Annotated in this window: 17 protein-coding genes, 1 other RNA gene and 1 pseudogene; 11 read left to right on the top strand and 8 right to left on the bottom strand. The window is 46.4% G+C overall.

Annotation, left to right across the window (positions count from 1 at the left end; all coding sequences use genetic code 11):
• The 3 genes from ACTIE6_RS24930 to ACTIE6_RS24920 all read right to left on the bottom strand — a co-directional run.
• On the bottom strand, positions 1 to 809 hold an 809-nt coding region (locus ACTIE6_RS24930; protein ID WP_439559203.1), incomplete at its 3' end, for a carboxypeptidase-like regulatory domain-containing protein.
• 167 nt (positions 810 to 976) lie between these two features.
• Entirely contained in the window at positions 977 to 2,092 is a 1,116-nt protein-coding gene (locus tag ACTIE6_RS24925; RefSeq protein WP_439559202.1) for a FecR family protein, read from the bottom strand.
• 95 nt (positions 2,093 to 2,187) lie between these two features.
• A complete protein-coding gene (locus ACTIE6_RS24920; RefSeq protein ID WP_439559201.1) occupies positions 2,188 to 2,793 on the bottom strand; it encodes an RNA polymerase sigma factor in 606 nt (201 codons plus the stop codon).
• A gap of 237 nt (positions 2,794 to 3,030) precedes the next feature.
• Between ACTIE6_RS24920 and ACTIE6_RS24915 the strand changes: the two genes are divergently transcribed.
• On the top strand, positions 3,031 to 4,107 hold the full coding sequence (locus ACTIE6_RS24915; RefSeq protein WP_439559200.1) for a glycoside hydrolase family 76 protein: 1,077 nt from the start codon (positions 3,031 to 3,033) through the stop codon (positions 4,105 to 4,107).
• A 71-nt stretch (positions 4,108 to 4,178) separates the two neighbouring features.
• On the opposite strand, the gene ACTIE6_RS24910 is transcribed toward ACTIE6_RS24915, so the two are convergent.
• From ACTIE6_RS24910 to ACTIE6_RS24895, 4 genes are all read right to left on the bottom strand, one after another.
• The gene (locus tag ACTIE6_RS24910; RefSeq protein ID WP_439559199.1) at positions 4,179 to 5,642 is read right to left on the bottom strand and encodes an alpha-L-fucosidase; all 1,464 of its coding nucleotides are present in this window, start codon (positions 5,640 to 5,642) and stop codon (positions 4,179 to 4,181) included.
• A gap of 203 nt (positions 5,643 to 5,845) precedes the next feature.
• Positions 5,846 to 6,340 carry a hypothetical protein gene (locus ACTIE6_RS24905; RefSeq protein WP_439559198.1) on the bottom strand — a complete coding sequence of 165 codons (495 nt, stop codon included), beginning with the start codon at positions 6,338 to 6,340 and terminating at the stop codon, positions 5,846 to 5,848.
• Between the two features lie 76 nt (positions 6,341 to 6,416).
• Positions 6,417 to 7,838 carry an alpha-L-fucosidase gene (locus tag ACTIE6_RS24900; protein WP_439559197.1) on the bottom strand — a complete coding sequence of 474 codons (1,422 nt, stop codon included), beginning with the start codon at positions 7,836 to 7,838 and terminating at the stop codon, positions 6,417 to 6,419.
• A 40-nt stretch (positions 7,839 to 7,878) separates the two neighbouring features.
• Positions 7,879 to 8,913: an isoaspartyl peptidase/L-asparaginase family protein gene (locus ACTIE6_RS24895; protein ID WP_439559196.1), complete on the bottom strand. Its 1,035-nt coding sequence runs from the start codon at positions 8,911 to 8,913 to the stop codon at positions 7,879 to 7,881.
• Between the two features lie 251 nt (positions 8,914 to 9,164).
• Between ACTIE6_RS24895 and ACTIE6_RS24890 the strand changes: the two genes are divergently transcribed.
• From ACTIE6_RS24890 to ACTIE6_RS24880, 3 genes are read left to right on the top strand one after another with little or no spacing between them, the layout of a single operon-like run.
• A complete protein-coding gene (locus tag ACTIE6_RS24890) occupies positions 9,165 to 10,073 on the top strand; it encodes a hypothetical protein (RefSeq protein WP_439559195.1) in 909 nt (302 codons plus the stop codon).
• Between the two features lie 11 nt (positions 10,074 to 10,084).
• Positions 10,085 to 10,717: an ABC transporter ATP-binding protein gene (locus ACTIE6_RS24885; protein ID WP_439559194.1), complete on the top strand. Its 633-nt coding sequence runs from the start codon at positions 10,085 to 10,087 to the stop codon at positions 10,715 to 10,717.
• A complete protein-coding gene (locus ACTIE6_RS24880; protein WP_439559193.1) occupies positions 10,714 to 11,784 on the top strand; it encodes a hypothetical protein in 1,071 nt (356 codons plus the stop codon). The genes ACTIE6_RS24885 and ACTIE6_RS24880 overlap by 4 nt, the downstream gene beginning before the upstream one ends.
• Before the next feature lies 1 nt (position 11,785).
• Here the strand turns inward: ACTIE6_RS24880 and ACTIE6_RS24875 are convergent, their stop codons facing one another.
• Complete coding sequence (locus ACTIE6_RS24875; RefSeq protein ID WP_439559192.1) at positions 11,786 to 12,496, bottom strand: SDR family oxidoreductase; 711 nt, start codon at positions 12,494 to 12,496, stop codon at positions 11,786 to 11,788.
• A 193-nt stretch (positions 12,497 to 12,689) separates the two neighbouring features.
• Between ACTIE6_RS24875 and fabG the strand changes: the two genes are divergently transcribed.
• From fabG to ACTIE6_RS24840, 7 genes and pseudogenes are all read left to right on the top strand, one after another.
• Entirely contained in the window at positions 12,690 to 13,436 is a 747-nt protein-coding gene (fabG, locus tag ACTIE6_RS24870; RefSeq protein ID WP_056285239.1) for a 3-oxoacyl-[acyl-carrier-protein] reductase, read from the top strand.
• A gap of 76 nt (positions 13,437 to 13,512) precedes the next feature.
• Complete coding sequence (locus tag ACTIE6_RS24865) at positions 13,513 to 15,588, top strand: VWA domain-containing protein (protein WP_439559191.1); 2,076 nt, start codon at positions 13,513 to 13,515, stop codon at positions 15,586 to 15,588.
• Between the two features lie 70 nt (positions 15,589 to 15,658).
• A complete protein-coding gene (locus ACTIE6_RS24860; protein ID WP_439559190.1) occupies positions 15,659 to 16,501 on the top strand; it encodes a DUF2279 domain-containing protein in 843 nt (280 codons plus the stop codon).
• Between the two features lie 36 nt (positions 16,502 to 16,537).
• Positions 16,538 to 17,518 carry a DUF2027 domain-containing protein gene (locus ACTIE6_RS24855; RefSeq protein WP_439559189.1) on the top strand — a complete coding sequence of 327 codons (981 nt, stop codon included), beginning with the start codon at positions 16,538 to 16,540 and terminating at the stop codon, positions 17,516 to 17,518.
• A gap of 94 nt (positions 17,519 to 17,612) precedes the next feature.
• Complete coding sequence (locus ACTIE6_RS24850) at positions 17,613 to 18,953, top strand: DUF4403 family protein (protein ID WP_439559188.1); 1,341 nt, start codon at positions 17,613 to 17,615, stop codon at positions 18,951 to 18,953.
• Between the two features lie 107 nt (positions 18,954 to 19,060).
• Positions 19,061 to 19,469: RNase P RNA component class A (gene rnpB / locus ACTIE6_RS24845), an RNA gene on the top strand.
• Between the two features lie 154 nt (positions 19,470 to 19,623).
• Positions 19,624 to 20,393 (top strand): annotated as a pseudogene (locus tag ACTIE6_RS24840) (OmpA family protein); the annotation flags it as partial.

The following is a 20,393-nucleotide window of genomic DNA, read 5'->3' as shown; positions in this document are numbered from 1 at the left end:
GTCACACCTGCCACGCGGCCTTGCAGCTGCTGCGCTACGTTTGGAGCCGCCACTTTCGTGAGCTCGGTCGCGTCAACCGTAGAAACTGCACCTGTGATATCTCTTTTAGACTGGGAAGAGTAACCTGTTACCACCACTTCGCTCAATGCTTTTACATCTGATTGCAGTACGATATCAATCTGCGATTTGTTTGTGATGTCTACTTCCTGCGTCAAAAAGCCGATGGACGAAACAACAAGTGTTGTGCTGCCGTCGGGTACATTCAAAGAAAATGAACCGTCAGCGTCTGTGGTAGTGCCTACCGACGAGCTGCCTTTCAGTACCACTGTCGCGCCCGGCACTGTGGCGCCGGTTGCGTCGGCTACTTTTCCTTTAATGGAAACGTCCGCGCTTTGTCCGCTTTTCGCATTTACTCCCGCGCCTTCCTGGCTGTTTGGAGCTTGTTTTGCAGAAGTTCTTTTCAGCAGAATCTGCTTTCCGGATACTTCATAAGTTACTTGTAAGGGTGTCAGAAAATGGTCGAGCACGGCTTCGAGCTTGGAGTCTTTTGCCTCAAAGCTCACCTTGCGCTGCGACTGGATCAGCTCGGGGCTGTACATAAAATTGACCCCGGAGAGTTTACTGATTTTATCCAGTGCAGCGCCAATTTTCTGCTCACGGATACTTACCGTCAGGCGACGGTTCAGTACATCCTGCGCGAATCCGTCGGCCAGGGAAATTCCGGCAAACTGGATTGTGAGAAATAATTGTACGAGACTGATTCTCATAATTTTAAGCAGGTAATTCCGCCGGTAAAAGGTTTTTTTCATACTTTTGAACGTTTTGTTGTTTTGAAAAATCGGCAAACAAAATCCCATGCTCCTTTCGGGGCAGCAATCCGGGTCAGGCAATCTGGTTGGGGGTTTAATTCGGGTGAGTGATGTGGCGACATCATTCACCTTTTTTCATGATCAGGCTGGTGGTTTATGGTGAATAATTATTTACAAGAATTTCCGGTAATGATCATTTTCTCTCCCTGCCGCTGGTAACTCGCTTCCAAGATCGTACAAATCCATTTCATCTTGTTTTCCAAAGGCTCGTCGCCCAGTACCGCAGTAATGCTGCAGTCCGACATAATTTCTTTATTGTACACGATTTTGATCCCATAAGCACTTTCGAGCGATTGGAACACTTCGGATACGGGCGTTTCGGTATAGTTAAAAACCTGCTCTTCAATGGGAATGTCGAGCAGCTTGGGGATTCTCGATTCAGTTCTGGTCAGCTTGCGCAGGTTTCTGTCGAAAGTCGCCTTCTGGTTCCGCGTCAGAACAAGTAAACCTGTGCTATTTCCTGTTCCATTTGACTGGTAATCCTTACGTGACCATACCGATACTTTTCCGGTTTTTACCGCCACAACAATTTCACTTTTCGCCTTCCCTGCGCTGATGCTGAAACTGGTTCCATAAACCTTTGTAACCAGTTCATTGGCATACACGAAAAATGGTTTTTCAGGATTCTTAGTAACCTCAAAAAAGGCTTCACCCGACAGGAAGACGGCCCGTTTTTCTTTCCCAAAATCGCCCGGGTAGCTGATTTTGCTGTTTTTATGCAACACTACCGAGCTACCGTCCGGTAACTGCACGTATTTCAGGCTGGCACTCAGGTTCTCATTTTCTATAATCGAATCGCGGTCTGCCAGCTGGTAGAGGTCATTGTCATAAGATATTGTCTTGCGAGTATCCCGTGAATGCATGATAAACGCCGCCCACGCAATACCTGCTGTCAGCAGCAATGCGGCGGCGATGGACCAGTACCTTCTGAAACCTTTCCAGGCAACTGCATTTGCAGCAGCTTTCTCGCGCTCGATCTGCTTTGCCTTTTCGAGTGAATCGCCTATCGCGTGCTCAATATGTGCGTTGGAAAGCTGCGGGTAGCTGGCTTCCATACTGTTGATCAGCTCTGCTGCTTCTTCCAGCACCTTCGCGTGGTCGGGCCCATTTAATTTCCATTGCTGCCAGTAGGCATCATCTTCCGGCTTTTCACCTTTCGCCCAGCATATAAACCGCTGGTTTTCGAGTAGGGCTTGAAGCAGGGAAAAGTTACTGTCTGACATTTTGCAAAGTGGTTTTTAGGAGCCACACAGGTATTATCCCTTTATGTTGCCCGACTACTCAGTTGGCAGCGAATATTTTTTGAAATTTTAAAAATTTAGAACAGAATACGGGAAAAACTCAATGCAGCGATTGAAAGCAATGCAGAAGCTGGCCACAATTCTCTCAGTTTGCCCAATGCGCGCTGTATAATGTTGCTGGCCGATTGCGGGTGAATGGAAAGTAATTTGGCGATTTCCTCAGGTTTGAGATTCTGGTAAAAACGCAGGTAGATCACTTCCTGCTGCCGGGAGGGAAGCCGGCTCATCAACTGTCTGATGCAGCTGCTGCGCGAACTGGCCGTTTCCTCGCTGATCAGCAAGGTTTCAGCCGAATCTTCCTGATGAAGCTGGGCAACCTTATCGCATATTTCCACTTTCGCGGGAGCGGCTTTCAATGCTTTGAAGAGGCGGTGGCGGAATGATTTGATCAGGTAAAATTTCACTGACGCAGTATCTCCGACGGTACTGCGATGGAGCCACAAATGAACGAGCAGGTCCTGCAATGCGTCTTCGATCAGCTCCTGATCGGAGCAGAACTTTTGTCCGTAATGGTATAAAATGCGATAGTATCGGCGGGCAAGTTCCGTGTACGCGTTTTCATCTCCCTGCCGAAAGCAATTCCATAAAGATGCATCATCAGTATGTTTGGAAAATGTAGTCAAAATCAGGAAAACGGTAGGAATGGGTTGCTAATAAATCAAATATAGGTGTTGTGCCTAATGCATGAAATAGTGTTTTGTAGTTCCTTTAAAAATCAAAATTTAATTGCATTATTTTCCTAAAATCAGAACGATTCAGCTTTGGAGAGGAGAGGTTTTGTAACCAAAAGTCGATTTAAATTGACAGTAAATCAGATGAATGGCGTTGTTTTGCGAGTGAGGATCTAAAAATACCCAACTATGCTACAAAGACACACCTGGTTACTTTCTATGCTTTTTTGCTTGCTTTTCTCACAGGCAGATGCGCAGACGAAAGCCGAGTACCAGCAGCGGATTACACTTATCAGCCAGAATATCAGCAAAGTATTCTATGAACCAAAGTCGGGTTTGTATATTGAAACAAATGGAAAAAATGAGAAGCCGCACTCATTTCTGTGGCCGCTTTGCGCATTGATGCAGGCCGCCAATGAGGCAGATGCATTGATGCCGGGAGAACAAGCCATGAAACCGGTTTTGAATGCGATCGCTCAGTACCGCAACAACGATAAGCCCGCGCCGGGATATCAGGCTTATGTAACCAAAGAACAAAAGGATTCGAGATTTTACGACGATAACCAATGGATCGCAATCGCGGCGCTCGATGCGTACAACCGGACAAATAATACCGCTTACCTCAAACTGGCAGAGGAAATTCACAGGTTTATGATGACCGGATATGATCAGAAATCCGGCGGGGGCATTTACTGGAAGGAGGACGAGAAGAATACCAAGAATACCTGTTCAAATGGTCCGGGTATACTGGTTGCGCTGCAATTGTATAAAATCAGCAAAAAGAAGGAGTACCTCAATACGGCGCTGGATCTGTACAAATGGACCAACAAACACCTGCGCTCTCCCGACGGTACTTACTGGGATGCGATCAAAATACCATCGATGAAAATCGATTCCGCCAAATACACCTACAACACAGGTACCATGCTGCAATCGAATGTACTGCTGTATGAAATCACCAAAGAGCAGCAGTACCTGGATGAAGCAAAAATGATCGCACAGTCCGCCAGAGATTTCTTTTATGTAAACAACAAGCTACCCGCCAATTATTGGTTCAATGTAGTCCTGCTGCGCGGATATGAGGAATTGTATAAGATTACCAAGGACAAAAACTTGCTGGCGTTTTTCATTGACGATGCAGAGCGGATATGGAAAGAAGAGCGCGATGAAAATAACCTGATCGGCAGAAAGCAGGAAAAAACGCTGATCGACCAGGGCGCAATGATTGAAATGTTCGCGCGACTGGCGCGACTATCAGCCCAGTAGGCTGTAAAATTAATGTCCCCGAACAGTGCTGTACTGAGCGGGGACATTGATTTTATAATGCGACTTTGTATCTATTCCGAATCTTTATACAACCCGAACTCACTGATCGCCACACTTACCGGCGACTTCGTAATCCGCAAACGGATGCGCTGTGCGGTGACCGGAGCTTCCAGTTTGACGATCCTTTTTGCGCCCACGCTGGTACCTTTATGAATTTCCTTCCATTCGGTTCCCTGCCACGCGTCTACTGCAAATTCTTCAATACGCTGACCGAGTTTGATGAATTCCTGTAAAGTTATAATGTCAAAAACGGCAGGTTGGCCAAGATCCAGAATTACTTCCGGCGTTTTAAAATCATCATCTGTTGCCCAGTAAGTTTCAGGTTTTCCGTCCAGCAGATTTTTGGCACTGTAAATGGAATTATAACCTCTTACGTTAACTGCTTTGGAGCTTGCTTTCGCGATCAGGTTGGTAGCAAAAGTCTCCTTAACATGATCTCCGAATGCTTTCAGCGCAGCAACATCATCGGCGTGCAACTGTCCGCGTGTGTAGGGGGCAAGTCCAAGGTCAAGCGCCGCGCCGCGACCTACACTTTTCAGGTAAAGGTCAAACAATTTCTCCGGCGATTTCGGCTTTTCATTGGGGTGGTAAAACCATCCTTTGCGAAGTGGCACATCGCATTCAGCAGGTATCCAGAATTTTCCATTGCGGGTACCACCCGGATTTTCGGTTGCATTTGCCTGTCCGGGAACTGCTACATTCTGGCCTTCGGAAGGTTTTGGTGTTAATGTAGCCCAGGAGGTTTCATTCACACTGCCGTCTTCATTTCCCGCCCAGCGCACATCCCAGCCGATATCGCTGAAAATGCTTGCATTCGGCTGCAATTTGCGGGTCAGGTTTGTCCACGTTGAATCCCATTGATAATAGGTGGTATTGTCAATGGAGCGTTTTTCCTTTGCTCCGCCATAGTATCCGTCGCCGCCATTTGCGCCGTCGTGCCACGACATAAACAGCTCGCCATAATTCGTATAAAGCTCACGCAGCTGCTCGCGGTAAATCGCCAGGTATTCCGGCATGCCGTATTTCGCATTATTGCGGTCCCAGGGCGAGCAATACACGCCAAATTTCAGACCGTGCTTGCGCGTCGCGTCGGCTACTTCTTTTACCAAATCACCTTTCCCGTCGCGGAATGGACTTTTGGTGATGTTGTATTCTGTGGTTTTGGTTGGCCAGAGTGCGAAACCGTCGTGGTGTTTGGCTACCAGCACAATGCCTTTCAATCCACCTGCTTTTGCTGCGAGTACGATTTGTTCTGCATTGAAATCGCTGGGGTTAAAAGTTTTCGGATCAGCGTCCCCGAAACCCCATTCCTTGTTTTCGAAAGTGGTTGGAGTAAAGTGCATGATGCCGTAAACCTCTGTCTGGTGCCACAAAACCTGTCTCGGAGCAGGTGTTGCGCCATAAGGTTTTGGGGGAGTCTGGGCAAAAGCATTCAGTGCCGAAAGGAAGAAAAGTGCGGCTATGGGTTTGATCATAGGAAAAGAAATTGCAGTTCCTTGCGGAATGTTCGTTGGTTAATATTTTCGGGATGATCCGGTATTTTTTACCGAAATAATCGCCGTGACAGCTTTTGCTCTTTTAATCCTGAGCAAACTGGAAATTTCGTGTAAGTCTGACCTGCGAAGTGGTTTGCTGATTACTTCCAAGTCAGTTTTATGTAGCTTTTTGAAGTCTGGTTTCATTTGAAATATCGTTTAACAAGCATATCTGCTTCAACTGTATCAATAAACAATCTATTCCTGGCTAGGATCTTCGCACCAACAGTTTGCTGATAATGTTCGATCAGGCTCGTCTTCGATTCAAAAACTACAATTCCGTCAAACTTGCGCTCAAAACTTAGCTTGCAAGCAAAAGCTACAAGATTTCCGGCAACTCCCCGATACAATTTCGTCTGACCCTTATTGAAAGCAGCATTCTCCAGGAGATGCATATAAACGTGGTCTTCGTTGAAACCTATACTTATCAATCCATGAATCAGATTAGGTTCGGCCAGCGTGACAAGTTTGTAGATTTCTCTGACTGGATTAGATAGCTCTTTTTTCCAGTCAAATACCCAGTTCTTTTTGTTCAAACGCTCGCCGTAAGGAATGCGTACCAGTTGCGTCTGGAAAACCTGCTTTGTAAGTGCGTGTTCAATCGAATTCGTTAGTTTGTCAATTTCGAAATCCAGCATGTGTAATGTGTGTTGTTTAAGCAAAGATAAGACTTATCCAATGCCTGACAACAAACGACGGAATAACTGAATACGGCTAGTTAATCACCAGCAAATAAGCAGGTTGTTCACCCAGTTCAGCTACTGTTTTTGCGGGTAGCTGGATTGCTCCGTCTTTTACTTTCAATGCTTTCTTGCTTCCTGCAAAGTTGATTTTTGCATTAGCAGGTAAGGTCAAACCTTCGGGTTTCAGGCTGGTACCAAGCTTTTCGCCGGCTTCTGCCAGATAGAATGCGTAGGTAGTGTTACCCTTTTTGGTATAAGCCCATTTGCCCTGGCGGTACGGCGCAAGCGGTTTGGTTTCGTAAATACCCACTCCGTTCACATTCATCCATTTTCCTATTTCTTCCAGTCGCGTGTATGCTTCCTGGTGCCACTCTCCGTCAGGTCCCGGCGCTACGTTGAGCAGCAGGTTTCCGCCTTTTGCAACAATATCCAATAGCGTGTGTACAAGCTTCCGGGTCGATTTGAAGTTCTCTTTCGGGATGTAAGACCAGGAGTCGCCCATTGTCATACAAGATTCCCACGGGATGGACATATAATGTTCCGGAATCGATTGCTCCGGTGTTACATAGTTTTCAAACTCGCCCGTAACAGTCCTGTCCACAACCAGCAAACCAGGCTGGTGCGAGCGCGCCATTTTGGCAATGCGGGCCATATCAATATCCTGCTCGTAAGGAATGCTTTTCTGCCAGCTGATATTCGGGTCTATCGTATTCAATGGACGTACCCAGCCTCCGTCCAGCCAGAGAATGTCAACCGAACCATAATCCGACATTAGCGCTTCAATCTGATTGTAGGTGAAATCCTTGAATTTATTCCAGAGCTCGGGCCGCTTTTTAGGATCATAAGAGGCATTGCGGTCTTTGGGCGGGAAGTACTTCCACCAGTAAAACTCGTTATTCCAGTCGGGTTTCGAGAAGTAGGTACCTGTCATAAAACCCTGGTTACGGAATGCAGCGAGTACTTCCTTGGTAATGTTACTTTTCGGATTTGATCCGAATGGCGTGTTCGTGATTTTGTAGTCCGTGTACTTGGAGTCGAACATAGAGAATCCGTCGTGGTGTTTGGTCGTAAAAACCACGTATTTCATCCCTGCATTCTTCGCAGCCTGTGCCCATCTTTCAGGATTGAATTTGACGGGATTGAAGGTTTTGGGTATTGCTTCATAGGCTTTTTTATACTCATACCAATCATGTGAATGCGGACCTTTACGCTCGCACCAGCCCTCATCTTCCGGACAAAGCGACCACGATTCCACAATGCCCCATTGACTATACGTTCCCCAGTGCATCAGCAAGCCGAATTTAACATCCTGCCACTTGCTGAGCTTTTGCTGCACAAGCGGGTCTGTAGGTGCCACATACTTGGAATGGTCCTGCTCGGCATGTTGCTGGGCAAGGGACAAATTTCCTAAAAGCAATCCCGAGAGCAGGATTGCCGCAGATCTTAAATTCATTTTAGAAAAATTTATAACAGAATTTTAAACGAAGTGAACATCAGGCAAAATGGCTGTCTGCATTGAATACCTTTCCTTTTCCGCCTGTTTCGGTAACCGTGTAGTTAAAGCCTTTTTGAAGAGAATATGCGCCGACTTCCCCGTTTTTGTTGATTGCTATAAACCCTACCTGGAAAGTTTTCGCCTTTTCGGGGTTGATCTTTACAATGCGTTCAATGGCTTTTTTGCATGCTTCTTTGGGTGAAGCGCCGTTTCGCATGAGTTCCACGATGGTGTGGGTACCGCAAATGCGGATCACTTCCTCACCCTGGCCCGAGCCCGTCGCGGCACCTACTTCATTATCCACATATAATCCCGAACCGATAATAGGGGAGTCGCCCACGCGGCCGCGCATTTTGAAGCCCATTCCGCTGGTAGTGCACATTCCCGACAGGTTGCCAGCTGCGTCCATTGCGAGCGTGCCCATTGTGTCGTGGTTTACTGAACCGTCTTCAAAGTGGCTGGGTGCAAACGGACCGTGACCTTTTGGCTTGGATTGTTGGTGTTCAATATTGATAATGGGCTTGTATTCGGCTTTTTTCAACCATTCTTTATATGCTTTCGCAGCGTCGGGCGACAATTCTCCTGATTCCAGCTTGATCCCGCTTGCTACGGCAAACTGCTGCGCACCTTCACCTGCCATAAATACGTGCGGCGTGTTTTCCATCAGCTTTCTCGCAAGCGAAGCCGGGTGTTTGACACGCTCCACAAATGCAACCGAGCCGCAATTAAACTTGTCATCCATAATACAAGCGTCCAAAGTGACCCGTCCGTCTCGATCAGGGTTTCCGCCCAATCCAACGCAGCAGTTCACTTCGTTCTCCATTGCGATAGCCGCCTGTTCCACAGCATCCAATGCTTTTCCTCCTTTTTCCAGCACGGGCCATGCTCCTCCGTTTGCAATTTGCCCGCTGTCCCAGGTGGAGATAACAATGGGCTTGTTGACCGGCTTGCTTCTGGCAAACAAGTCGTTAACTCTTGTAAAAGGGAGTGCGAAAGCAGAAAGTTGGAGGAAAGACCGGCGATTCGATTTCATAGAAGAGAGAAGATGTCAGGAAATAACTTTCTAAATATTTTAAAAATACCTTCGTATTAATTCAAATTTTTTCAAATATACTGGGCTTAATTGTCCCTGCAAATGAAAATACGAAATTTCATTTGTAATGCGACCCGGCTGACAGCTGAGTGCTACAACATTTTGTTTGTATTTTGATTTAACTGAAATTCGGAGTTCCAAATCACATTGACACCACTAAGAACATCAGTCAGCTAAAACGCCGCTTCATCATGAATCTTACCAAAAACAGTGTTGACGTAGCGATAAATGCCTACGGGAAACCTTACCAGACTGCAATGACGTTGCTGACATTGATGAAGGAGTCAGGGCAATGGATCAATAAGATTTACTTTGTTGAGGAAGCTAAACAGCCAGAGCCTTCTAATTTTCAATTTCTTCTTGACCATCTGGGAGATAAAGTAGTGTATTACAAGCCAAGTCTCTGGCTTTGGACACACAATCTTAAATTCAGGTTTCTGCTGAAACTCCCATTCTTCCGACGTGCGATCCGGTATCAGTATGCGTGGGAGAAATCAAATGTGAAGTACCTGCTGGTGATGCACAATGACGTATATTTCAATGCGGACCTCATTAAAGAATATCTCCTGCATATAGGTGATACTGCGGGGATCGGGCGTATTGGGCAGTGCTGGGGATGTCCCGCATTTGAGGCAAAGCTTTGTAATCCGGAGATCTATACCAGGTATAAACCAGGCTATGAGGAGGTGATGCGAATTGCTGCCGAATACCCGCAGGCGCGTACTTCCACTTACGCTCAGGTAGTTGATCCCGACACACCCTGGCCGCTCCCGGAATGCAGGCTGAATGAATATGTGGCGATGATCGATTTGGAAAAAACCAGAAATGATACGGTGCCAGTAGGTAAAGGATCTGCATTCGGGAGTTATGACCGCCTTGATGTTGGAGTGAAATGGTTTGCTGACATGAATAATCTCGGGCATTCTTTCCGTCATTTTGACTACGATCCCTATGCCACGCACAGCTGGATCAGTTTGAAAAATGCAGGTCACGACGCGCTCTTCAACAAAGATTTATATAAGTATGAAGAGTTTGTTGCATTGCAGCAGTTGGCAGACGAATTTGGTTTTGACCCGAAATCAAAAACATTTAAAAAATAACTACCTGAATTATGGTGCTCGAAATCCGGGATCTTCGCCAGCAATACGGAGATGTGGAGATCATTTCCATTGCGCACTTTCAGGTAAGCGAAGGTATTTACTGGATTCACGGGGAAAACGGCGCAGGTAAGTCTACCCTTTTCAGGACACTGGCGGGAATGCTTCCATGTACAGGATCCGTTATTATCGACGGGAAATATGATCTCAAAAAACATCCGGTAGATTACCGATTACGGCTCAATCTGGGCGAGGCAGAGCCGCTCTATCCCTCATTTCTCACTCCCCGCGACCTGATCGACTTTATTGCCGGCGCGAAGAAGGCACCGGAAGGACAGGCTGTACACTTGATCGAGAAGCTCGGTATCAATTACCTGAACAATACATTTGGCAGCTGTTCCAGCGGAATGGTAAAGAAAGTGTCCCTAGCTGTCGCATTTCTGGGTAATCCCAAAGTCATTATCCTCGACGAGCCGCTGATCACCATTGACCGCCAGGCGCGCGAAAACCTTTTTGACCTGATACGCGAGTACCGAGCCGCCGGGGTAACGTTCTTGCTTTCATCGCATCAGCCTTTTCAGCAGGAGGGGCTTCTGATAAACGAAAGCTTTGCACTCAGCAACAAAACGCTTATTCCGATGCTATGAAAATGCTCCTGCTATCGACCGCATCGGCGTTTTTCAGGCGGCGCGCCGGCACATTTCTGGTGCTGATGGGCGTGCTGTTTGGCTTTCTGAGCGGGGCGGAGCATTATGCATTTGCCACATTCTTTCTGACGGGAAATTATGGAATGCACTTCCTATTCCTTTTGTGGTTTGGATACACACTGGTATGCGCCCAGTTTATCAATCAGCTCTGGCAGCAGCCTGATTATACATTTATATACAATGCCCGGATCTGGCCCACTGCACTTCGCGGGCGGAGACTTTTTGTACTCGGACTGGGCTTCTTGCAACCCATTCTGTACTACGGTATATATCTGGCTTCCATTGCTATTCAGGATAAAGTGATGGACAGGATCTGGCTTATTCTTCCTATGTATGCTGCGCTTGCTGTTTTGCTGGTCGCCGTAGCTGAGTGGCGGCTGCGTAATCCGGTTTTGTATGTAAAAAGGAAAGGTGCAGGGATTTTCAGCATTCCATTTCCACGTCCGGCCTCGTGGCTGTATTGGGTTTTTGAATGGTTGTTGCGGGAGCGGGGTATTACCTTGCTTGCAGGAAAAACCGGCGCTGTACTTGTTGCAACTGGCACAATGCTCTACTATTCCACGGACCAGTACGACCTGCGCCTTCCGGCAATCGGACTATCGCTGGCGTATTTACTGAATTTCGGTATATCGATGGAATTGTACCAATGGGAGAATGAAGTTTGTCTCTGGGAGAAGTCGATGCCGGTAACCGACCTACGCAGGTTTTGGAGGGTTACAGCTTTTCATGCGCTCCTGATCGTGCCCGAAACACTCGCAGCAATGCGAAATGCGGCACTCACTCCCGCGGAATTGCTGCAATTGTTTCTGCTGGGAGTTGCACTTTTGACTGTTTCGCATTTGTATTTGTATAGAAAGCAAAGTCAGCCTGACGATCACTTCAAAGTATTTCTCTTTGGTTTTGTCGGACTGACTTTGTTGATTTTATATAAAATCCCGCTGCTTATATTGGCAGGCGCAGGGATGCTGTTTTCAATCTGGTTTTTTCCAAAATGGTATAAAACCTGACTTACTTCGGCATGGACGGTCTTACTTCGATTTTGCTAGGCAAAGTGCGGGCAGGAAGTTTGATGAGGTCGGAAATGATCTGACCGATATCTTCCGGCTGGATTTTCCAGGCATCTTTTATAGAAGGCTGGTGGTTGTTGAATTCGCTGGCGACCGAACCTGGCATAATGGTTGTCACGCGGATACCTGCATTTCTCACGTCCAGCATCATCGCCTGCGAAAAGCCTACCAGACCGAACTTGCTTGCATTGTAAGCTGTACCATTTGCAAAAAAGTTGGTACCCGCAAGGCTGGCTATATTAATGAAGTAACCTTTTGTTGAGGTAAGTGCCTCCAAAGAAGCTTTGGCACTATAAAAAACGCCTGTCAGGTTAATATCAATGGTTTCCTGCCATTGTTCCGGCGTGAGCTCAGCGATTGGCGCAAAATGGCCGACACCTGCATTTGCAATGAAGTAGTCCAGCTGTCCCCATTTGTCAATCACCGTTTTCACTGCATTCTGCTGCGACTCAAAGCTTCTCACATCTGATTCAATGCCGATCGCGGCGCCTTCGCGGATCTGGTTCAGCTGTGCGGCTGCTTTCTCGGCATTTTCCTTTGAGCGGCTGGTAATTGCCACCTGGATACCTTCTTTAATCAGTACTTCTGCGATCCCGAAACCTATTCCTTTTGAGCCTCCGGTAATCAACGCGGTTTTAGTATTTTCTGCCATTGGTTTTAAAAGTTGTGATAAATAAATGTAAAACGGTAACAGCCATAAACGCGATAAGGTTTGTCAAAACGCCATATTTCTAAGTTTCAGGTCACTTTCACGGTTCAGTAAAATGTGTCTGTTTTTCACTTCATAATATCTAAAACCCTATTTTTGCCAACCATTATTTTTTTGACAGATTTTTAAACCATCTATGAAAATAGTAGAAAACAAGGTCGCGCTGGTGACCGGTGCCTCCCGTGGAATTGGACGTTCAATAGCTTTGCGTTTGGCAGAAGAAGGTGCTGACGTGGCTTTTACTTATCTATCAAGTGTAGAAAAAGGCGAGGCGCTTACCAAGGAACTCGAAGCATTTGGCGTGAGAGCAAAGGGCTACCGTTCCGACGCGGCCAATTTTCAACAGGCTGAACAACTCGTAACCGACGTAGTTGCGGATTTCGGTAAACTCGATGTGCTGATTAACAATGCCGGCGTAACCCGCGACGGACTGTTAATGCGGATGAGCGAGGAGCAATGGGATACCGTGATCAATATCAACCTGAAATCTGTTTTTAACCTTACCAAAGCAGCAACTAAAAGTATGATCCGCGCCAAGAGCGGCTCTATCATTAATATCACCTCGGTTGTGGGTATCAGCGGCAATGCGGGACAATCAAATTACGCGGCTTCAAAAGCAGGTATTATCGGTTTTACAAAATCGATCGCACTGGAATTGGGCTCGCGGAATATCCGGTCCAATGCAGTTGCACCCGGATTTATTGAAACTGAAATGACCGGTGCAGTAGAGTCCAAGGCAGTTGAAGAATGGAAGCAATCCATTCCTATGAAACGCGGAGGGCAGCCCGAAGAAGTAGCAGATGCATGCGTATTCCTCGCCTCAGACTTATCCAGGTACATTACCGGACAGGTACTTCAGGTCGATGGGGGTATGTTAACATAGTGTCTTTCTTCGTTTGTAAAATAGCTGGCGGTTTCATTGTATATTGTAAACATTGCCAGCTATTGACTCCGAGCACATGCGGTCCGAACTGATCTTTCAAACTCCTTACTGGTTTATTCTCTTTTGTCTGGCAGCGGGATTGCTGTATGCTTTCCTGCTTTACCAGCCAATTGCTTCCTGGGGTAAAAAGTGGAACTACTTGCTGGCCGCATTTCGTGGAATTACTGTTGCGCTGATCTGCTTTCTGCTGCTCAGTCCGCTTGTGAGAAAGACGGAAACTTCCATTGATAAAGCTAAAATCGTATTTGCGGTCGACAATTCGGAGTCTGTTGGCGCATACGGTAAAGATGTCATGAAAGCAGTGGCCCATGCTTCTGCCCAACTGGCGGCTTCGGGGTTTGAGGTGGGTATCGAAACCCTGGATCAGCAGGCAAAGCAGCTTTCAGCAGATTCTATCCGCTTTGACAAAAACAAAACAGACCTTACCGGAATGCTCCAGACGATCCGGAGCAATTATGAAGGCAGGAACCTGACGGACGTAATCCTGGTATCTGACGGAATTGTCAACCAGGGTGTGTCGCCAGCTTATAACCGTTTTCCATTCCGAATCAGTACGCTGGCGGTCGGAGATACTGTTCCTGATCTGGATATCCGTATCAAAGACGTGGTCAATAACAGGATCGCGTATCTGGGAAATGAATTTCCGATCCGTGCCGAAATTGCAGCGAACGGGCTTGCGGGCAAATCCACCACAGTCACATTAAAACAAAATGGCCGGGTAATCCAGAGCCAGAATGTAGTGATTGATCGTGCCGATTTTTTCAAGGCGGTAGATTTTAAAGCTACTTCTACCCAGAAAGGTGTACAGCATTTTACATTAGAAATAGGTGCAGTATCCGGTGAAACTTCCAGGCGGAATAATACGCGTGACGTTTACATTGATATCATTGACGGGAAACAGAAAATCCTGTTAATGGCACTCGCGCCGCATCCGGATATTAAAAGTCTGCGGAGCGTGATAGAGGCAAACGAGAATTACGATCTGGATATCAGTATCCTGTCCATTTCGGCAACTCCGCCGGCAGCAACCAAACCTTACGATCTTGTCATTTTGCACCAGATCCCGAATGTACTGGGACTTGGTAATGCGCAGATCCGTAAATTCATTGATGCGAAAACCCCGCTGTTTTTCATATTGGGAAACCAATCCGCAGTACCACTGGCCAATTCGCTGAACCGCTCACTGACGATCAATGCAGCTAGTAATCAGACTGACAAGGTTACAGCCCGTTTCAATCCGGCTTTTCAGCAATTGAATTTTGATACGGAAAGCTTGAAAATATTGGAAAGGCTTCCGCCACTATCGGTTCCATTTGGCGAATACAATCTGTCTTCCGGAACCGAGACAATCCTTTTCCAGAAGGTCGGTACATTAAATACGCAAAAACCATTGCTGGTACTGAATACAAGCGGCGAGCAGAAAGTTGCAGTACTGGCAGGAGAGGGGATCTGGCAATGGCGGCAGGAAGAATTTGCGCAGACCAACAAGCAGGATGTGGTCGATAATCTGTTCCAGAAGCTGATACAGGTGCTTTCACTGAGAGAAGACAAGCGGAAGTTCAGGGTATACCCGACCCGAAATGAGTTTGAAGCTGGTGAGCAGGTGACTTTTCAGACAGAGATTTACAATGATATTTACGAGCCAATTTTTGGTCAGGAAGTGAAGCTGGATATTATCGACGAGAAAGGAAAAGCAAGGCAATTCACATATACACATACCGCCGAGTCACCTCGATTCAATATCAGCGGGCTTTCAGACGGCGTTTATCGCTATACTGCTTCTGCTGCATTGCGCGGCGGGCAGGAGAAGGCTGCGGGGCAATTTGTTGTCAGGAATGTGGATCTGGAATTGAATAACACAACTGCGGATTTTGGAATGCTGCGCGAATTGGCGGGCCGCTCAGGTGGAGAATTTATTATGCCCGCATCATTAACTTCCTATGTTGAAAAGCTGAAAGCCGACCGACCTGCTGACCGCCTCGACAGCTCCGAAGATATGGTGGAGCTGATCCATTTAAAATGGCTGTTTTTTCTGCTGATACTATTGCTCGGCGCTGAATGGGGATTAAGAAAATATCATGGCGGGTATTAAAAGTATATTTTTCGCCTTTTTTTTCTGTCTTATCCAAATCAAGCCAGGCTTTTCCCAACAGGCAGATTCTTTGACTTTAACGAATAAACCGGATACTGCACAGATAGAGCGCCCAAATTATGCGTTGCTGCGCGGGATCTTTGCGGCACAGTCTGCACTCTACCTGGGTACGATTTACGGGCTCAGCAAATCGTGGTACAAACAGCCGCTTACTCACTTTACGATCGAGGATGATACCCGCGAGTGGCTGCAAATGGACAAAGTGGGGCACGTTTACACATCATACCAGATTGCGCGACATACAGCAGCACTTTACAAGAAAACAGGCATTTCAAAGCGCCAGATGCTTATTTACGGCGCGATTTCAGGCGTGATTTTTCAAACGCCCATCGAAATCCTCGACGGCTTCTCACCCGATTACGGATTCTCGCCGGGCGATATGGTGGCCAACCTGGCAGGTTCGGTGTTGTACCTCGGACAGGTCGCGTTGTGGGATGAGGTCCGCATTCATCCCAAATATTCTTTTCACACAACGCCACTTTCGAAAGTCCGGCCTGAGCTGTTAGGAAGTTCGCTGACTGAAAGTTGGTTGAAGGATTATAATGGTCAGACTTACTGGCTCTCGGCGAGTCCGCGCTCCTTCTTTCCGGAGAGTAAATGGCCTGAGTGGTTATGTTTTTCAGTTGGTTACGGGATTCAGGATATGGTCTCGGCAGAGCCACGTAAAAGCATAGAAATGGGCTACCGACCTTACAGGCAATATTATTTGTCGCTGGATATCGATCTGACCAAGATCAAAAGCAAGCGTAAATTCGTTCGTACGATCGGGTTCCTTGTCAATTCGGTGAAAATACCAGCACCTGCATTACAGTTCAGCAGGAACGGAATTGGATTTAAGCCGTTATACTTTTAGCCGGCAGGCGAAAACGATGATTTAAATAGTATATCAATGAATATTGGAGATAAAGTTAGATTAGTACATGGACGCGAAGAAGGCATTATCTATGCGTTCCTTCCTCGAAATGTTGTTGAAATAGAAATTGAGGACGGTTTTCGCATTCCAGTCCTGCGAAATGAAGTAGTTACAATTTCGCCGGTGGAATCGCAGCGGATGCAAAAAGACCGCGAAATTTCAACAGCGAGTGCGAAGTCGGACGTGATTGTTCCGCGGAATGCACCATTTGCTGAGAAGGGGATTTACATGGCTTTTGTCTCAATAAACGATAAGTCGCTTACTGTTCATTTGGTGAACAACACGGACTGGATACTTCCGTTCACCGCCTCTTCTGTTGTTAACCAGGTACAAACCGGATTAGCTGCCGGCGTGTTACTGCCCCGCCAGTCTCAAAAGCTGACGGAGGTTTTGATGAAAGATTTCGAAGACTGGCCCGTATTTGGCTTCAATATCCTGTATTTCAGAGAAGGTAAGTACATACTCCCACAGCCACTTAACAAGAGAATCAAATGCCGCGCGCAGTCTTTTTACAAGAGCAAGAAAAAAGCGCCGGTTCTTGACAAGGAAGCATTTGTGTATCAGCTGGATGAAGAGAGCCTGAAAAAGGAGCCGATTTCGTCGGATATTAATGCCGTAGCTTTGAAGGAAAGTTTGCTGAGAGGAACGGAAAAGGAGGAAGTGAAAGTAGGAAAGCCCGAGGAGATAGTCGATCTGCACATTGAAAAGCTGATTGAAGATCCTTCGCGTATTTCCAAGGATAATATTGTCAAAACCCAGCTAAGTGTTTTTGAAGAAAACCTTGAAAAAGCAATTGCAAATGGAATGGACGAGATTACTTTCATCCACGGTGCAGGCAGCGGTGCATTGAAAAACGAGCTGCACAAGCGACTAAGCAAAAACAGGCACGTCGCCTATTTCAAAGATGCATTAAAAGATAAATTCGGATACGGTGCGACCCTTGTTAAAATCAAGTAACCTGCTGGCCAGGATATTATACGTTTCGTTATTGTTGGCAATCATTTGGAGCAGCTGGCAATGTCGCTCAAAAAGTACCTCCCCGCAAGCACCTATGGAAGAATACCAGTACTCGGACAAGGAAATTCAGAATGAAAAGCATTTGTCGGTTTTAAATATTCCGATTGAAATTCCTGTCTCGGAAATTGAAACTCAGATCAATGCAAAAATCAAGGGACTGATTTATGAAGATAACAGCTATGAGGATGAGGATAACGATAACCTGAAAGCCAAAGTCTGGAAGATCAGCCCGATCCGTGTAGTGGCCATTGATTCTTCTTTCCTCTTTGAAGTCCCGCTGAAAATCTGGGTAAGTGCCGGTTACAAGGTAAGTCCGCTGGGTATCACCATGTCGGGTTACAAAGACACGGAGTTTTCCATTAAAATCAGGTTGATATCTAAAATCGGGATTTCTTCAAACTGGAAGATCAAGTCGGAAACTTATGTGGACAGCTACGACTGGATTTCTGACCCGAGCATTAAAGTTGCGGGATTGAACATTCCAATCAAAAGCATGGCAAGCCGGTTGCTGAACAAAAATTTTGACAAAATCACGGAGGCGATTGACGAAGAAGTTGCCAACAACCTGGAATTGAAAAAGAATGCAGAGCTCGCCTGGAATATCGCCCGCCAGCCGGTTATGCTCGCCAAAGAGTTTGATACCTGGCTTGTTGTAGTTCCTACCGGCATTGTAATGACCCCGTTACTGGCAAAAAACAATGTGATAAGAGCAGTTTTGGGGATCAAGGGGTATACACAAACAATCACCTCTGCCACCAAGCCCAGCGTGACAGCAGTAGCCAAGCTGCCCGATCTGCAGATTACCAGCAAAGTCACGGAAGATTTCAAGATCGGGCTGATCAGCCTGGTTTCCTACGAAGACGCCGCCCGGCTTGCTACTGCCAAGTTCGCAGGTGAGCAATTCTCATTTTTGGGAGGACAATATAAAGTAGAAGTGACTTCGGTTGAAATGTATGGGCAAAATGACAAACTGGTGATCAAAGCGGGATTGAAAGGTAGCATTTCGGGCTTTATTTATCTGAAAGGTGTTCCTTACTATGATCCTGCCACGCAGCAATTGTCGCTGAAAGGGCTTGATTATGATTTGGATACCCGCAATGCAATCATTAAAACGGCTGGCTGGCTGTTGCAGGGACAGTTTAGCAGGATGATGGAAAAGAAGATGATTTTCCCGGTAGGAGATCAGATTGTGGAAGCCAAAAAGACAATCCAGAAAGCGCTGAGTAACTACAAAGTTACAGATGGAGTTACATTGAAAGGGACGCTGTCCGACATTCAGCCGGATAAGGTTTACCTTACACCAAAACACCTTTATTCTGTCGTATTTGCACAAGGAAAGGTCAATTTGCGTGTCGACGGATTAAAAGGAATTTGAGGTAAAACTGTCATAATTGTACGTATAGGTGCTATAATTTTTTGTTTTTTCTAAGAAATTGACTGTCGATGAAAGAAAGTATTTGTTAGCTTTGTGGTCAGAGGAAAGGAGTGAGCTGTCCTACCGCTGCGGTATTTTTGCCGGAGAGGAAAGTCCGGGCAGCGCAGAGCGCCGTACTTCCTAACAGGAAGGCAAGAAGCTGGAAACGGCTTTTTGACAGCAAGTGCCACAGAAATGATACCGCCTTGGCATGTTTTTTATAGGTTGAGGTAAGGGTGAAATGGTGGGGTAAGAGCCCACCGACCGGCTGGCGACAGGCGGGGCAAGGTAAACCTTACGGGCTGAAAGATCAAATAGGTGTTGGTTTGCGGGGCTGCTCGTCCCCGTTCTTCGGAACGCCGGCACGGGTAGATCGTTAGAGGTCCAGGGCGACCTGGATCCTGGATAAATGGTAGGAGTTTTCGGGCACTCAGGTGTTTGGAAAAACAGAATCCGGCTTACAGGCTTACCCCTTTTTTCTTGTTTTTAGTAAATTTTTATAGTGCAATATTGAATCACATAACGCGTGTTTCCCATGAAGAAAAAGAATCTTTACGTTGCTTTGCTTTGTTTGTCCCTGCTGAGTTTGGATACGTTTGCCCAAAATCGAACGTATGATGGACCCAACAAAATGAATACCTGGTCCATTACCGGTTATGGAGGGATTACAAAATTCTTCGGTGATTTATCGCAGTACAATGGCTTCAAACGCGGGGACAGAGAAGTTCTTACTGGCGGTTGGGGCCTTTCTATTAACAAGCAATTGTCGCCGATTTTCGGTGTTCAGATAGTAGGTTATAATGGACGCCTGCAAGGTGCAAAAGATAACCACCTGAGTTCTATATCAAACAGAACGTATAGCGCTACATTCAACAGCCCATCTTTTGTTCAGGTGACCCTTGACGGAACGATGAACCTGAATCGCTTATTATTCGGGTATAAAAAGTTGTTGAGATGGAAGTTTGATACGCACCTGGGTGCTGGTATCATTTACTACCACACTGATCTGGACTGGACTGACGTCAATACCGGTCAGGTTGGTCAAGTCTCCACAAACACAGACGGTAGTTCTAAAACTGCGGGTAAATGGGAACGTAACGGTTCTACTTACACCAGAGAATGGGTTGTACCTGCTGGATTTACCCTTCACTACGAACTTTCTTCACGTTTTGATCTTGGACTTGACTACACACATAACTTCGTAAATACGGAGAAGCTTGATGCTACAGTAGGTGGTTTGAGTGACTACGATACACAAAATGGTATCTGGACATTTGCGAAAGGAGAATCAAAAAATGATTCTTACGGAATGTTGTCTCTTGCGTTGACTTACAAATTGGGCAAGAATGCGGTAAGAGCAAAAGGTGGTAAATATGACGCAACAAGCGGACGTTATCACTT

Source organism: Dyadobacter sp. (genome assembly GCF_051859145.1).
In the GTDB taxonomy this organism is placed as follows: Bacteria; Bacteroidota; Bacteroidia; order Cytophagales; family Spirosomataceae; genus Dyadobacter.
The sequence above is the reverse complement of the archived record's forward strand: the minus strand, read 5'-3'. Positions and strand labels throughout refer to the sequence as shown.